At 67.6% G+C, this 14,751-nt stretch carries 13 protein-coding genes; 11 read left to right on the forward strand and 2 right to left on the reverse strand.

Going from position 1 to position 14,751, the window contains the following annotated elements; all coding sequences use genetic code 11:
• Positions 1–5: 5 nt before the first annotated feature.
• Both GRI75_RS08000 and GRI75_RS08005 read left to right on the forward strand, forming a co-directional pair.
• Positions 6–677 carry a response regulator transcription factor gene (locus tag GRI75_RS08000; protein WP_160746447.1) on the forward strand — a complete coding sequence of 224 codons (672 nt, stop codon included), beginning with the start codon at positions 6–8 and terminating at the stop codon, positions 675–677.
• Positions 678–1,161: 484 nt separating this feature from the next.
• The gene (locus GRI75_RS08005; protein ID WP_160746448.1) at positions 1,162–1,422 is read left to right on the forward strand and encodes a DUF5818 domain-containing protein; all 261 of its coding nucleotides are present in this window, start codon (positions 1,162–1,164) and stop codon (positions 1,420–1,422) included.
• A 215-nt stretch (positions 1,423–1,637) separates the two neighbouring features.
• Here GRI75_RS08005 and GRI75_RS08010 read toward each other — a convergent pair whose 3' ends face one another.
• Together GRI75_RS08010 and GRI75_RS08015 are read right to left on the reverse strand one after the other, a co-directional pair.
• Positions 1,638–4,337 (reverse strand): TonB-dependent receptor domain-containing protein, encoded by a 2,700-nt coding sequence (locus GRI75_RS08010; protein ID WP_160746449.1) that lies wholly within the window; start codon positions 4,335–4,337, stop codon positions 1,638–1,640.
• 74 nt (positions 4,338–4,411) lie between these two features.
• Positions 4,412–6,025: a hypothetical protein gene (locus tag GRI75_RS08015; RefSeq protein ID WP_160746450.1), complete on the reverse strand. Its 1,614-nt coding sequence runs from the start codon at positions 6,023–6,025 to the stop codon at positions 4,412–4,414.
• Between the two features lie 246 nt (positions 6,026–6,271).
• Between GRI75_RS08015 and GRI75_RS08020 the strand changes: the two genes are divergently transcribed.
• The 9 genes from GRI75_RS08020 to virB11 all read left to right on the forward strand — a co-directional run bounded on the left by GRI75_RS08020 (position 6,272) and on the right by virB11 (position 14,744).
• The gene (locus GRI75_RS08020; protein WP_160746451.1) at positions 6,272–6,637 is read left to right on the forward strand and encodes a tetratricopeptide repeat protein; all 366 of its coding nucleotides are present in this window, start codon (positions 6,272–6,274) and stop codon (positions 6,635–6,637) included.
• A gap of 421 nt (positions 6,638–7,058) precedes the next feature.
• Positions 7,059–7,664: a lytic transglycosylase domain-containing protein gene (locus tag GRI75_RS08025; protein ID WP_160746452.1), complete on the forward strand. Its 606-nt coding sequence runs from the start codon at positions 7,059–7,061 to the stop codon at positions 7,662–7,664.
• Positions 7,665–7,670: 6 nt separating this feature from the next.
• The gene (locus GRI75_RS08030) at positions 7,671–7,973 is read left to right on the forward strand and encodes a TrbC/VirB2 family protein (RefSeq protein WP_160746453.1); all 303 of its coding nucleotides are present in this window, start codon (positions 7,671–7,673) and stop codon (positions 7,971–7,973) included.
• 9 nt (positions 7,974–7,982) lie between these two features.
• Positions 7,983–8,264, forward strand: a complete 282-nt coding sequence (locus GRI75_RS08035) for a type IV secretion system protein VirB3 (RefSeq protein ID WP_160746454.1) — start codon at positions 7,983–7,985, stop codon at positions 8,262–8,264.
• A gap of 19 nt (positions 8,265–8,283) precedes the next feature.
• A complete protein-coding gene (locus tag GRI75_RS08040) occupies positions 8,284–10,704 on the forward strand; it encodes a VirB4 family type IV secretion/conjugal transfer ATPase (RefSeq protein ID WP_160746455.1) in 2,421 nt (806 codons plus the stop codon).
• Positions 10,701–11,870, forward strand: a complete 1,170-nt coding sequence (locus GRI75_RS08045; RefSeq protein WP_160746456.1) for a type IV secretion system protein — start codon at positions 10,701–10,703, stop codon at positions 11,868–11,870. Before GRI75_RS08040 ends, GRI75_RS08045 begins: the two co-directional genes overlap by 4 nt.
• Entirely contained in the window at positions 11,867–12,637 is a 771-nt protein-coding gene (locus GRI75_RS08050; protein WP_160746457.1) for a TrbG/VirB9 family P-type conjugative transfer protein, read from the forward strand. The genes GRI75_RS08045 and GRI75_RS08050 overlap by 4 nt, the downstream gene beginning before the upstream one ends.
• Complete coding sequence (locus GRI75_RS08055; protein ID WP_160746458.1) at positions 12,637–13,743, forward strand: TrbI/VirB10 family protein; 1,107 nt, start codon at positions 12,637–12,639, stop codon at positions 13,741–13,743. The genes GRI75_RS08050 and GRI75_RS08055 overlap by 1 nt, the downstream gene beginning before the upstream one ends.
• Positions 13,740–14,744, forward strand: a complete 1,005-nt coding sequence (virB11, locus tag GRI75_RS08060; protein ID WP_160746459.1) for a P-type DNA transfer ATPase VirB11 — start codon at positions 13,740–13,742, stop codon at positions 14,742–14,744. The genes GRI75_RS08055 and virB11 overlap by 4 nt, the downstream gene beginning before the upstream one ends.
• The last annotated feature ends 7 nt before the right edge of the window (positions 14,745–14,751 follow it).

Here is a 14,751-nt window from a genome sequence, read left to right on the forward strand (position 1 = left end):
AGCGTATGGATCGTGTCATCATTCTCGCCACAGACAGTGCCGCGGAAACATTCGAAGATTTCGAACACAACGATACCCTGTTCGCGTTCCGGCGGCTCACGGCCGATGGTCCGCCGATGCTGCTCGAAGGCGCGGTGTGGGTATTCGTCGACTGGGTGATGCCGGATCTTTCCGGGCTGGAAATGTGCCGCCGCCTGCGCGCCGATCCGCGGACCGAGGACGCGCACATCACCATGGTGCTCGAACGCGACGACCCGGAGGATCGCCGCCGCGCCCTGAGGGCCGGGGCCGACGATTACCTGGTCGGTTCGGTCGACCGGCAGACGATCCTCGACCGCGTGCTCGCGCTGCACCCCTCGCTTGGCTGGCGCGGCGCCGGCCATGTGATCAGCGCCGGCAACTTGCGGATCGACCTCGTCGCCGAACGGGCGTTCTGGGAAAGCGCGGCGGTCACCCTGCGCCCCAACGAGTTCCGCCTGCTGCGCTTCTTTGCGGAGAACCCCAACCGCGTCCTGACCCGGCGCGAACTGATCGACGCGATCGGCAAGTCCGGAAACCCCGAATACTTGCGCACTGTCGACGTCTGGGTCCGCCGCCTGCGCCACGGCCTCCGCCAGGTCGGCGCCGGCCACGTCCTCCGCACCGTCTACGACAAAGGCTACGTGCTGGATCTTTAGTCAGATCCTCCCTGCAGGGGGAGGATTCGGAGTGACTAAATCCTCCCCCCTGGGGGAGGTGGCGCCGGCCGAAGGCCGGTGACGGAGGGGGCTGGCCTGGACGAACGGTTGCACCAGGCCACGCCCCCACCGTCATCGCTACGCGATGCCACCTCCCCCAGAGGGGGAGGATTTGCGGATCGCGCCGGGCTTCCTGAAGCTGGGCGTTGAGTCGGCGCGGGAAACATTCCATACAGGCCGCGAAGCCGCCACGCACGGCTTCCGGGGCATAGTAACCCCGCCATAGCCGAGGGGGCTGCTCGATACAGCCCGCACATCCTTGACCCTTTGGTCGGGGAGCCTGCGACGTATGTCCAGGGCTACCCAGCCTAAAGGTCGTAGGGGCCGAGCTATGTCGGTTTACTAACTCCCCGATCACCAGGGTTCATGGTGTGAAGTCGAAAGCGGGGGCGCACCGCCATCGACTTCCGGGGGAGTGGGGGGAATGCCGCTCGGAACATCTCATACCGTGGAAGGCGTTGTCAGGCGGCCGGAACGGATGCGCTTCGTGATCGCCTTGTTCGAGGGCGGGGAGTGGGAGCTCGAACTGAGCGGCCGGCTGCCGCGCTACGTCGATCAGGCGGTTACCATCGAGGGCATCCGCAGCGGCTTCAACCGGCTCGACGTCGTCCGCATCAAGCCGCACGGCGAGGAATGGCCAGAACGCAGCTGGTCCGACCGCTGGCGCCGCCTGCTGGAGCGGTAACCAAATCCTCCCCCTCTGGGGGAGGTGGCGCCGGCCGAAGGCCGGTGACGGAGGGGGCTGGCCTGGACGAACGGTTGCACCAGGCCACGCCCCCACCGTCATCGCTACGCAGTGCCACCTCCCCCAGAGGGGGAGGATCGGCACGCCCGCAGGAACACTCCAAAGCAAGGTAGCGGAACCTCGGCGGGCAGGTCACCCCTGCCCGCCTGGCCCCCTCAGAACGTGGTGGACAGCGACAGCGCCACGCTGGTGCCGACGTCGTAGCTGTTGACGTCGATCCGGCGGTCGCCGCTCTGCTGGTACTCTTCATGGTCCTGGCCGAGGATGTTGCGGATCTCGGCCTTGAACTCCAGCGCGCGGCCGAACAGGTCGAACCCTTCGCGGGCGACGAAGTCGAGCTGCACGCCGGGCTTCTCCACCACGTCGGGCTGCGGCGGCGTGCCGTTGAGGCCGCGGCTGACGACGCGCTCGCTTGCGTAAGTGAGCAGGAACGTCTGCTGCGACAGGCGATCCTCGTTCTCGAGCCCGAACTGCAGGTTGACGATGTGGTCCGACTGGCCCGTGAGCGGCACGCCGTCACGGAAGTAGTCGCTGGCGATGGTCGACGCGGCGCCGTAGACCTGCACCGTGTCGTCGGGGCCGACCTTCAGCTTCGACTTGGTGTAAGTGTAGTTGCCGATCAGCACGATGCGGCGGTACCCCTCGCCTGCCAGGTCGCCGAGCCCGAAGTACTTCTGGACCTCCAGCTCGCCGCCATAAAGCTGCGCTTCCGGAGCGTTGGCGTACGACGTCGTGAGATTGGCGTTGAGCGGGCTGATGAACGCCTCGATCGGGTTGTCGATCTTCTTGTAGAAGCCCGAGACGGAGACCCGTTCGTCGCGCCCGAGGTAGTATTCGAAGCGCGCCTCGCCGTTGTACAGCTGGCTGTCCTGCAGCAGCGGGTTGCCGCGGTAAGGCCGGTTGGTTTCCGGATCGTAGTACGGCTGGTTGATCAGCTCGCGGAACTGCGGTCGGGCGATCGTCTTCGATCCGCTGAGGCGCAGCTGCATCCCCGGCTGGACTTCGTAGGTCAGCGTCGCCGCCGGCAGCCAGTAGTTGTTGTCGAGGTTGGTGGTCGCGTCGCTGGCCCCCGGATCGGTGAACACCTGGATCGGCGCGACGTCCTGCTGGGCGTCTTCGTAGCGCACGCCGACGTCGAACGACAGCGCATCCGTCAGGCTGCCGGTGAGCTTGCCGTATCCAGCCCGGTTGACGAGATCGGCCGCGAATGCCGGGTTGCCTTCGTCGGTTTCGATCATCGTGATGCCGAAAGTATCGACCACGTTCGGGCCCATGAGGAAATCCGGACGCAACATTCCGATGGCGCTGATGATCGCCGGCTGGCCCATGAAGTCGTTCGGCGCCAGGAAGGTAAAGTCGCGCCGCGAGCTGGTCCGGTGCGTGTCGGCATAGGCGCCGCCCACGGTCAGCTTGATCGAAGGCGTGAGCTCGTAACTCACGTCGACGCCGCCCGACCAAAGATCCTCGTTCAGCTTCGAGAAGGTCACGCCGGCATCGCCGCCGTTGCCGTTGTTCAGGCGGTTGACGAAGTACTGGCCGAAGGGATCGGCCGCCGAGTTGGTGCGAACATATTCGAAGAACAGCTCGTACGGCGCATCGCGTTTCGAATTGGCGTAGGCGCCGCGAAATTCCACCGAAAGCGCCGGGGTCACTTCGAATTCGCCGACAAGCTGCGTGTCGATCAGCTGCCGCTCGTAAAAGCCGGTGCGCTGCTGGAAGAAGTCGGCGGCGGTCTCCTGGCGGTTGCCAATGCCCGTCCGCGCCTGCTTGAGCGTGTCGTGGATGTAGAGATTGGTCCAGCGGATCGTGTTCTCGCCGAACTCGTAGCCGAAACCAAGCAGGCCGTTGACCACGATGCGCTGGTCGGTGGTGGTCGAGAAGAAGTCGGATTCCAGCGTCGACAGGTCGGCGCTCAGCGAAACCTGTTGGCGCGGCTGGCGGGTCAGGTACTTGTTGCTGTAGCCGCCGCCGGCGATGACCCCGAAGTCGCCGTCCGCCAAGGGGAAGGACTTGCCGCCGGAGAAGCTGGCCGAGAAGTTGACCGGCATGTTGCGATAGCGTTGAATCACCGCGTTGCGGCTGGTGACCAGTTCGCCCGCGATCGCGGACGTGTCGACATTACCGGAGCTGATCCGCTCCCCGCTGTCGAAGAATTCCTGCAGTGCCGGGGCGATGTCGCGGTTGCCGTTGTCGTAGCCGGTCCAGTCGCTGCTGCTGCCGTAATAGGTCAGGCCCGGCTGGCCGGTGGTGAAGGAATCGCCCGACACGCCGACGCCAATGGTCAGGAAATCGTCTTGCGGAATCGCCTTGGTGGTCAGGTTGATCACGCCGCCGCCGAACTCGCCCGGGAAGTTCGCCGAATAGCTCTTCTGGACCAGCGAGGAGGCGATCACGCCGGTGGGAAACAGGTCGAGCGGAACGACGCGCTTGAGCGGCTCCGGACTCGGCAAGGGAGATCCGTTGAGGAGGGCCAGCGAGTAGCGGTCGCCCAGGCCGCGCACGTAGACATAACCGCTGCCGACCACGCTGAGGCCGGTGACGCGGCTGAGCGCGCCGGCGATGTTGCCTTCGCCGGTCCGGGCGATCTGCTCGCTCGAGAGAACCGACAGGACCTGGGTCGAGGATTGCTCGATATTGCGGTTGGCGCGGCCGGTCACGACGATCTCGCTGCCGCCGGGAACGGAAACTTCGACCTCTTCCTGTTCCTGGACGTCCGCCTGCTCGTCGAGCGGCTCGGTGGGTGGCAGGTCTGCCGGCGCGGTGCCTGCATCCGCCTGCTGCGCGAAGGCCACGGTGGGCATGGTTAGCGCGGATGTGATCAGCAAGGCGCCGGCGAGACGCGACATAGTGGCCATCGGATTTCCCTCAATTCAGATGCATGGACGGGGGCAGCCAGACCGGCTGCCCCCGCATGAGTGTCAGCAGCCGGTCAGGTCGTGGGCAGCGACGAGCACGACGTGGAGCTGGTGCCGAAGTTCGCGGTGGAGCTGTTGCAGGTCCAACCGGTGTACCAGGACGTGTTCCCGCTCCAGGCCGCGCCGATCCGGTTCGGGCTCGGCACGGTGAAGAAGCTCGACAAGGTGCTGGCGTCGAACGCGACGATCCCATTCTCGTTCGCGCCGTTGACGAACTGCATCGTCAGCGTCGAGGCCAGGTTGTCGTCGTTGTTGTTGGAGCCCGAGCCGAACATCGTCTGCACATTGGCAGGCGTATACGAGCCGCTGCCGATGTACTTGTCGGTGCTGCAGGTCAGCGCCACCGAGCGGGCGGTGAGCGTCGCCGGGGTCGTGCCGGAGCCGTTCATGCGGATGCACTCGTTGTTCGGCGTGACCACCAGGCCGTTGACCAGCGTCACGTCGGCATTGCCGCGGAAGAACAGCGATGCGCGCGAGCTGCTTTCGTTGGAGGCGCTGACTTGCGGCTGCAGGCCCACGAAATTGGCGACCCGCAGGCGGGTGCGCGGCGTGTCGCCCTCGCTGCCGTTGCTGTCGATCTCCATCAGGGCGTCGCCCTGTCCCGGACGCTGGATCAGCAGCACGTTCTGGAGGTCGGCACGCGAACCGGTATCGACGTCGAGGCTGTCGTCATCGGCGCCGGTGACCACGAAGTTCCTCAGGTTGACGACGCCGCCGAAGAACTCGGCGCCATCGTCGGAGCTGTTGTGCGACTGGATGTATTCCAGGGTCGTGCCGCTGCCGATGCCGCCGGTGGTGAGAGCCTGCAGCTCGGAGTTCGCGCCGAGCACGAAGCCGGAGTAGCGGATCTGCACGTAGCGCATGGTGCCGGCGTTGTAGGTGTCGTCCGTGCCGCCGAAGCGGGCCAGGTCGGCGGCGCCTTCGGTGTCGCGCTCGCAGGTATTGGAAGCGACCGAGCCGACGGCGCAGTCGGTCGTGCGGCCGCGTCCGAGCAGCACGACGCCGCCCCACTGGCCTTGCGAGGAGTCGGTGTTGAACCCGGCGACATTGTCTTCGCTGGTGAAGATGATCGGCTGGGTCGCCGTGCCGTCGGCGTTGATCTTGTTGCCGCGGTTGACGACGAGCCAGGACTGGCCGGTCGCGCCGTAGAGCACCGCGCCCGGCGCGATCGTCAGCGTCACGTTGCTGTCGGAGGTCAGCGAGCCGCAGCCGACGGTGGTGGAGGTGTGCGGCGCAGCCGTGGTGGGCGCGGTGAAGCCGCCGTCGCAGCCGACGTTCACGCGGCCGTTGATCGAGTAGAGCAGCCCAGGAACCTTCGGCAGGGTGGAGGACACCCGGATCAGGTTCGGCAGTTCGCAGACCCGATACGTACCGGTCGGCCCGGTGATCGTGCCTTCGTCCGACAGACCCTGCGGGTCGGCGATCGTCGGGCAGGCGCCGGCCGGCGTGACCAGGGCCGGGCCAGTCGGCGTGGGAGTGGGCGACGGCGCCGGGTTGTTGATGTCGATGTCGACATTGCCGGCGCCGGGCGACGCGATGTCGTCGGGGCCGCAGGCGGAAAGCGCCAGCATGCTGCAGCCAAGAACGAGCGAGCGATGGAAGTATGTCACAGGAAACTGTCCCCTCATGATCCGAGAATCGGAAACGCGAACGGTTGTCGCGAGCGGCGGGGTAGGACCGGAAAGTGACGCTTTTTTTGCAATAAATGCCGCGATGTGTCAGTGACCGTTGTATGACCGCGATGTGACAACATGGCGCTTTCCGAGTCGCCAGCAGATCAATGTTACATCTTGATGACAGTGTTTCATTTGTGTTGCAGTCGAGGCGAAACGGGATCATTCTCAATCCACTAAGAAGAAGTGGGAGTAAGGATCATGGCTGTTACTGCACTCATCGCCTCGCTGCTGATGGCACAGGCAACGGTGGAAGCGCCTGCTGTCGAGGTCGCGTATGACGAACTGACGTCGGGCGACACGGCGGCAGCCATCGCGAAGATCGAGCGGGAGGCCGAAGGGGATGCCGATCACCCCGCCCGGCTGATCAACCTCGGTATCGCCTATGCCCGCGCCGGACGGGCGGAAGACGCCAGGGCGATGTTCAAGGCCGCGGTGCGGAGCGAGCAGCGCTATCGGCTGGAGACTGCCAGCGGCGACTGGATGGATTCACGGGACCTCGCCAGGCGCGCGCTGGCCATGCTCGATCAGGGCGCGTTCGCCTCCACGCAGTTCGCCTCGCGCTGAACCAAAGCCGATTGCCCTGACTCATGGGCCGCCCGGCACTGCCGGCGCGGCCCTTTTTGTATGCGCCGCCGGCGCCGGAGTGCGTCTGAGCTGGCCGAGAGCAAGGCCCTTTAGCGGCCTGCTCCGCACCTGGGGGCGAGATGGATCCTGAAACAAGTTCAGGATGACGGGCATTATGACCTCCACTCAGTTCCCAACGTCACCCCCATCCCCCATCCCCCTTCGTCACCCTGAACTTGTTTCAGGGCCCATCCGGCAGCCCCGCTCGAAGGTCTGCTGTCACGTCGGACGCCAGCTGAGCCCGTTTTAGAGGGCATCCGGCAGCTCCTGCGCATAGGCCGTCTTCCACCTGCCGCATTTGCGACAGCACTGTCACAGCCCTGTCATTTCGGAATCGCAGAGCCCGCTTCCGGAGGGTCCGATGACGTGGAATCGAGTCGCATTGCTGGCAGTCTTGGGCGCCCTCGCCGGCGCACCTGCGGCTGCACGCGCCGATGTCCTCGAGATCGGCCCCGCCGGTGCGCAATGGATCGTCGGCGGGCAGCAGCCGGTAAGCGAGACTCCCGCGCTCAATCTCGACGAAGCGCCCGCCATTCCCGAAGCAGTCGTCGCCGACGTTTCGAACAATGCCGCCAACGTTCCGACCACTTACGCCGCCAAGGTCAAGGAGCTGTCCGCCCGCTTCGACCTCAGCCCCGCGCTGATCGAGGCGCTGGTCTGGCAGGAAAGCCGCTGGCGGGCCGATGCCCGCTCGCCGGTCGGGGCCCGCGGCCTTGCCCAGCTCATGCCCGGCACGGCACGTGACCTCGGCGTAAACCCGGACGATCCTTTCGCCAATCTCGAAGGCGGCGCGCGCTACCTTCGCGAACAGCTCGACCGCTTCGACGGCGATGTCGAGAAGGCGCTCGCCGCCTACAACGCGGGCCCAGGGCGTGTCCTGCGCGCCGGCGGCATCCCGCGCATCCGTGAAACCCAAACCTACGTGGCGGCCATCATGGGCCGCCTGTCTGCTCACTCCCGGAGATAAGCTACAATGCGCAAGTTCACCCTCCCTGCCGCCGTCCTCGCGCTGCTGAGCCCGGCGGCGGCCATGGCGCAGAGCACGGACCCGCAGGGTTCCGGCCCGATCGTCGCGGCGCTGTCGTGGATGCAGGGCACGCTGCTCGGCAATGTCGCCACCGCGGTGGCGGTCATGGCCGTAGCGGCCGTCGGCTTCATGATGCTGACCGGGCGGATGAACTGGCGTTTCGGCGCGACGGTGATCGTCGGCTGCTTCGTGCTGTTCGGCGCGGCCTCGATCGTCTCGGGCATCCAGTCCGCCGCTGCGGTCGGCTGAGCCCGTCCGATGGAGCTGGTCCGCCACCCGGTACACCGCACGCTCACGCGGCCGCAGATGTTCGCCGGGGTGACGTACAACTTCTTCATCATCAACGCCGCGGTGACGACGGAGCTGTTCCTGATCACGGGCAGCTTCCTGGCGCTGCTGGCGGCGCTGGCGATCCACGGCGTGGGCTACTTCGCCTGCCTGCGGGAACCCCGGGTGTTCGACTTGTGGATGACCAAAGTGAGCAAGTGCCCACGGGTGAAGAATTGGCAGCGCTGGGGCTGCAACAGCTACGCCCCATGACCGGGCTGGGAAATTAAGCATGACCAAGAAATGGCTCGGTGCCGCCGCCTGGAGCGCCAAGGAAACCCACGCCGGCGACCGCCTGCCTTATGCCCGGCTGGTCGACGCGAACACGATGATGCTGCGTGACGGATCGCTGATGTGCGCGCTGCAGGTGCCCGGGCTGCTGTTCGAGACCGAGGACAGCGCCGCGCTCAACGCCCACGCGGCGACGCGCGAGGTGATGCTCCGCTCCAGCCTCGATGCGCGTTTCGTGCTCTACCATCACGTCGTCCGCCGCAAGGTCAGCGTTGAACTGGACGCCACCTTCGAAGACCCGCTCTCGGCGCACATCGACCGGCGCTGGCGCGAGAAGCTGGCCGGCGGATCGCTGTTCGTGAACGACCAGTTCGTCACCCTCATCCGCCGACCGGCACGCGGCAAGGCCGGCCTGGCGGAGAAGGCGGCGAAGCTCTGGCGCCGCAATGGGCGGAAGCAGGTCGAGGCCGACCCGCGCGAGCTGCGTTCGCTCCGCGCCGCCGTCCAGGCGCTCGCCGCGACGCTGGGCGACTACGGCGCGCAGATGCTCGGCGACTACGAGGGGCCGAGCGGGGCCACCAACAACGAGCTGCTCGAACTGCTGAGCGCGCTCTACAATGGCGAGATGCGGCCGGTCCGGCGGCCCACCGACGATACCGACATCGGCCGCATGCTGCCCTATCGCCGGGCCAGCTTCGGCCTCGACGCGATGGAGCTGCGCGGATCGTCCGGCGCGGATTTCGGCGCGATGCTGAGCCTGAAGGACTATCCCGACGCGACCTCGCCGGGCCTGCTCGACGCGCTGCTGCGGCTGCCGTGCGAGATGGTCGTGAGCGAAAGCTTCGCCCCGCACGAGCGGCAGACCGCCCGCGAACGGATCGACCTCGCCATCCGCCGCCTCAAGTCGGCCGACGAGGAAGCGATGTCCGAACGCTCCGACATGCTCGCCGCGCGCGACGCGCTCGGCGGCGGCTCGGTCAGCTTCGGCGATCACCACCTGACCGTCCTTGTGCGCGAGCGCGACCTCGAGCGGCTCGACGACGCCACCGCCGCCTGCGCGGCGGCGCTTGCGGATACTGGTGCGATCGCTGTGCGCGAAGATACTAATCTTGAACCCGCCTTCTGGGGCCAATTCCCCGGCAACGAACACTATCTCGTCCGCCGCGCGATGATCTCGAGCGCCAACATGGCCAGCTTCGGCTCGCTCCATGGCTTCGCGCTGGGCAAGGCCGAGGGCAACCACTGGGGCGACGCCGTCGCGCTGCTGGAGACGACCAGCGCGACACCGTTCTTCTTCAACTTCCACCACGGCGATCTCGGCAACTTCTCGGTCATCGGGCCGAGCGGCTCGGGCAAGACCGTGGTGATGAACTTCCTCGCCGCCCAGGCGCAGAAGTTCAGCCCCCGCACCGTGCTGTTCGACAAGGACCGCGGCGCGGAGCTGTTCATCCGCGGCATCGGCGGGCGCTACGACCGCATCCACGCGGGCGAACCGACCGGGTTCAACCCCCTCGCCCTGCCCGACAGCCCGGCCAACCGCGCCTTCCTGCGCGACTGGTTCGCGGTGATGCTCAAGGCCGAAGGGCCGGAGGAATTCGCCACGATCGCGCAGGCGGTCGACGCCGCTTACGCCAACGCCGCCGCCCTGCGCCGCCTGCGCCATTTCCGCGAGCTGCTTTCGGGCGCGCGCCGGCCGCAGCCGGGCGATCTGGCCGACCGGCTCGCCCCGTGGATCGAGGGCGGCGAGCACGCCTGGCTGTTCGACAACGCGACCGACCGGCTCGATCTCTCCAACCGCGTGCTCGGCTTCGACATGACCGCGCTGCTGGAGAACCCGCGCCTGCGCACGCCGGTGATGATGTACCTGTTCCACCGGATCGACGAGCGGCTCGACGGCGATCCGACGATGATCCTCATCGACGAAGGCTGGAAGGCGCTCGACGACGAAGTCTTCGCCGCCCGCATCCGCGACTGGCTGAAGACTCTGCGCAAGCGGAACGCGCTGGTCGGCTTCGCCACCCAGTCCGCCCGCGACGCCCTCGACAGCCGCATCTCAACCGCGCTCGTCGAGCAGACCGCGACGATGATCTTCATGCCCAACGCCAAGGCGCGCGCCGAGGACTATTGCGACGGCTTCGGCCTGACCGATCACGAACTGGCGCTGATCCGCAGCCTGCCGGCGCACAGCCGTGCGTTCCTGGTTCGCCAGCCCGATGCCTCGGTCGTGGTGCGCCTTGACCTCTCGAATGCCCCGGAAGTGCTGACGGTGCTCTCCGGCCGGGAAAGCGCCGTGCGCCGCCTGGACGTGGTGCGGGCTTCGGTCGGTGACGATCCGGTCGACTGGTACCCGGCGCTCACCGGCCATCCCTGGCCGGGCGAGACGGGCAAGGATGACGACTACGTGTGGGAAGCCGCGGAATGAACGCCGCTGCCTGCCAGCAAACGATGGAAGGCGTCGGCAGCGGCGTCGCCGCTTCGCTGCGCGCCGTTGACTGCGCCTCGAGCCAGATGGCCCAGGCGGCGTTCGGCCGCCTTTTCGGCAGCGGCGGGGTGCTGGTGCCGGCGCTCACGATCCTGCTCACGCTGTTCGTCGCCTTGTTCGCTTTCGCGCTGATCACCGGGCGCAGCCGGATCGGAATTTCCTCGCTGACGCCGCGCATCGTGACGCTCGGGCTGGTGCTGACGTTCGCGACGAGTTGGATCGCCTACCAGAGCGTCGTCTGGAACCTTGCGACCGGCACGCCGAACCAGCTTGCCGCGATCCTCACCGGCACACCCGGCAACGCCACGGACGTGTTCGCGCAGAAGATCGACATCGTGTTCCAGTCGCTGGTCCAGGCCTCGGAAGGACAGCAGGCGCAGAGCACCTTCTCGCCCCCCGGGCTGCTGTGGCTAGGCGGCACGCTGCTGCTGCTCGGCACCGTCGGCGTGCTGGCGACCTCGCGCATCGCGCTCGCCGTGCTCCTCGCGCTCGGCCCCGTCTTCGTGGTCCTGGCGCTGTTCCCCGGCACGCGCGGGCTGTTCACCGGATGGCTGAAGGGCGTGGTCCTGCTGGCCATGGCCCCGCTGTTCGCGGTGCTCGGCGGATCGCTGATGCTGGAGCTGGCGGTTCCGGTGCTCTCCTCGCTGGTGACGGTGCCCGGTGAGATCAACGCGCAGGCGGCGATGGCCTTCTTCATGATCGGCGCGGTTCACATGGCGCTGATGGTCTTGGTGATGAAAGTGGCCGGGGCGATGGTCGCCGGCTGGTCGGTCTTCGGCCTCACCGCTGGCGCCGCGAGCGAACGGAGCGAAGCCGCCAGCGCCGCGCCCGCCAGGCAAGTCTACGCCCAGTCCGCCGCAGCGGCCGCGGTCGATCAGGCGCGCAGCAGCGCACCGGCTCCGTCGCGCCAGATCCGCATGGCGGCCCCCGCACCGGCCCCGGCCAACGATCAAGGCGGCGGTGCTACCACCCGCCGCGAGACCCGCATCGTCGGCAGCGCGGCAGGCCACGCCGCCCCGACATCGACCCAGTTCCTGTCCCGTGCGCGCGGCGTCGGAAGCCGCTTCCGCGCCGCACCCATTCGACACTCGGAGAAGCTGAAATGACCCGCCTCCCGCCGGCAGCCGCGCTCGCCCTGCTCGCCATCGCCACGCCCCTGCACGCCGAGGACCCGCGCCTGGTGGAGCGGTTCTACGAGCCTGCCGAAGTCGTGCGCATCAACGGCAAGGCCAACGTTCAGACCACGATCAAGTTCGCGGACGACGAACTGATCGAGAACGTCGCCATCGGGGACTCCGAAAGCTGGCAGGTGACGCCGAACAAGCGCGCCAACCTGCTGTTCCTCAAACCGCTGGCCGAGCGCGCCGCGACCAACATGACCGTGGTGACCAACAACCGCACTTATTTCTTCGACCTGGTCGCCAGCCCGCGCAACGCCAACCCGCTCTATGTGCTCTCGTTTTCCTACCCCAAAGAGATCGAGCCCGCGCCCGCGCGTCAGCTCGATGCGCAGCAGCCGAACGAGTTGGAGATGGCGGCCGCGACCGCTCCGGAAGCGATCGTCGATCCGGCGGAGCTCAACTTCGCCTGGGCTGGCAAAGGCGACCGGAAGCTGCTCCCTGCGCGAATCTACGACGACGGCGCGGCGACGTTCCTGTCCTGGCCCGCGGGCACTCCGGTCCCGGCGATCCTGGTGAAGGACAAGGCGGGCACCGAAGGCCCGGTGAACTTCGCCGTGCGCGGTGACGTGATCGTCATCGAAGGGGTCCCGCGCGAGATCATCCTGCGCTCCGGCAAGGACCTGGCGACGATCGGCAACAATGGACCGGAGCGGCAGAGCGCCGCCCTCGCCCAGCTCGACGAGGTGAAGTGATGAAGCTTGCAATGCGCCTGGCCGCCAAACCGGCGATCGCGGAGGAAAACGACCGCGACCCGCGCGAGAGCGAAACCGCCGAGATCATCGATCTCGCCAGCCGCACGGCCTACCCGGTCGTCAGCCAGCGCAAGGGCAAGTCCGACGCGCTCGGTCTCGCCGCCGGCGTAGGCGTGGTGGCCCTGCTGGGCGCCGCGACCTTGTGGGGCATGAACGCCACGCGCACCGAACAGGCCGCGCCACAAGCGCAGCAGCCGGCACAGCAGCAGCAACCCGCGCAAGCTCCCGTGCCGCTGGCGGAGCAGCCGCAGCCCGCGCCGGCCCAAACGGTCGCGCCGCAGCCGGATCCCGCCCCGGCGCCGGTTCTTGCCGCACCGCCCCAGACCAATCTCGCGCCGGCTGGCAATCCCTACAGCTCTCCCACGGTGGTGTTCGACGCGGGCGGCTTGCCAAGTCTCGCGGTACCGGCAGCACCGGGCACGGAAGCGGCCACCGGCAACAACGCCAACGACTTCGCCAGCCGCATCGGCGGCGTCGGCGGCGGACCGGCTCAGGCGCGGGTCGATGTCGATCCCAAGACCACTGTCACGCAAGGCACGATGATCCCGGCGATCCTGGAAACCGCGATCAATACCGACGTGCCGGGCTATGCCCGCGCGGTGGTGAGCCAGGACGTGCGCAGCTTCGACGGTACCCGCATCCTCGTGCCGCGGAGCAGCCGCCTGATCGGGCAGTACCAGTCGGGCCTGCAGGGCGGGCAGAAGCGCGCCTATGTCATCTGGACGCGCCTGATCCGGCCCGATGGCGTCTCGGTCAACCTCGCCTCCCCGGCGACCGGCTTCGACGGCAGCACGGGGCTCGAGGGGAAGGTCAACAGTCATTTCTTCCAGCGCTTCGGTTCGGCGATGCTACTCTCGGTGATCGGCGGCCTCAGCACGCTCGGCACCGGCGGCGCCGGCGTCATCCTCGGCGGCGGACAGAGCGCGGCGGCGGCAGCGGTCCAGCAGGGCAACAACATCAGCCCGACCGTCCGGGTGCGCCAGGGCGAACCGATCCGCGTGTTTACCGCCCGCGACCTCGATTTCTCGCGCGCGCCCCGCCTGTGACCGCGAAGATCCACCAGCTCGCCGCGTCCGAGCCTCCGGTCGTGCCCTCCGGCGGCAGCGCCTATCTCGATGCCTACCTGCTGCCGTTCCGGGACTGGCTGGAGCGGGACACGGTGACCGAGATCCTCGTCAACCGCCCCGGAGAGCTGTGGGTGGAGGATTCCGCCCACGGCGGGATGCAGCGCGTCGTTGCCGAAGAGATCGACGACCGGCTGATCCAGCGCCTCGCGGAACAGGTCGCCCGGGTCAGCCACCAGGGCATCAACCGGGAGCACCCGCTGCTCGGCGCGACTTTGCCAGACGGCGCGCGCGTGCAGTTCTGCGGTCCGCCCGCCACCCGGCGGCACTGGGCCATGGCGATCCGCCGGCACCGCAGGCTCGACCTGCCGCTCGACGCTTACGACTGCGGTCCGCTGAGCGCCGCGCCGGAGCAAGCGTTTCCGGACCCGGAGCAGCAGCCGATCGCGTTCCTCCGGGCAGCCATCGCCGCGCGCAAGACCGTGCTGATCTCCGGCGGTACCAGCACCGGCAAGACGACGTTCCTCAATGCCATGCTCGGCGAGATCCCCGGGCACGAGCGCGTGGTGCTGGTCGAAGACACGCCCGAGCTGCGCCTGCCGGGCGCGAACGGCGTCGGGCTGGTGGCCGTCAAGGGCGAACTGGGCGAGGCGAAAGTCACGCCCAACGACCTTCTGCAGGCGGCCCTGCGCCTGCGCCCCGACCGCATCGTGCTGGGCGAGCTGCGCGGCGCGGAAAGCGTCAGCTTCCTGCGCGCGATCAACACCGGCCACCCGGGCAGCTTCTCGACCATTCACGCCAACTCGCTGCGTGGGGCGCTCGAACAGCTTTCGCTGATGGTCATGCAGACCGGCATCGGCCTCAGCCGGTCCGACACGATCGAATACGCCACTTCGGTGATCGACGTGATCGTCCAGCTCGGCCGCAGCGAAGGGCGGCGCGGGATCTCGGCGATCGGCTGGAGCCAGGATATCTGCGGCTAGGTTGCCG

Origin of the sequence: Croceibacterium soli (genome assembly GCF_009828065.1) — a bacterium.
Taxonomy (GTDB): Bacteria; Pseudomonadota; Alphaproteobacteria; order Sphingomonadales; family Sphingomonadaceae; genus Croceibacterium_B; species Croceibacterium_B soli.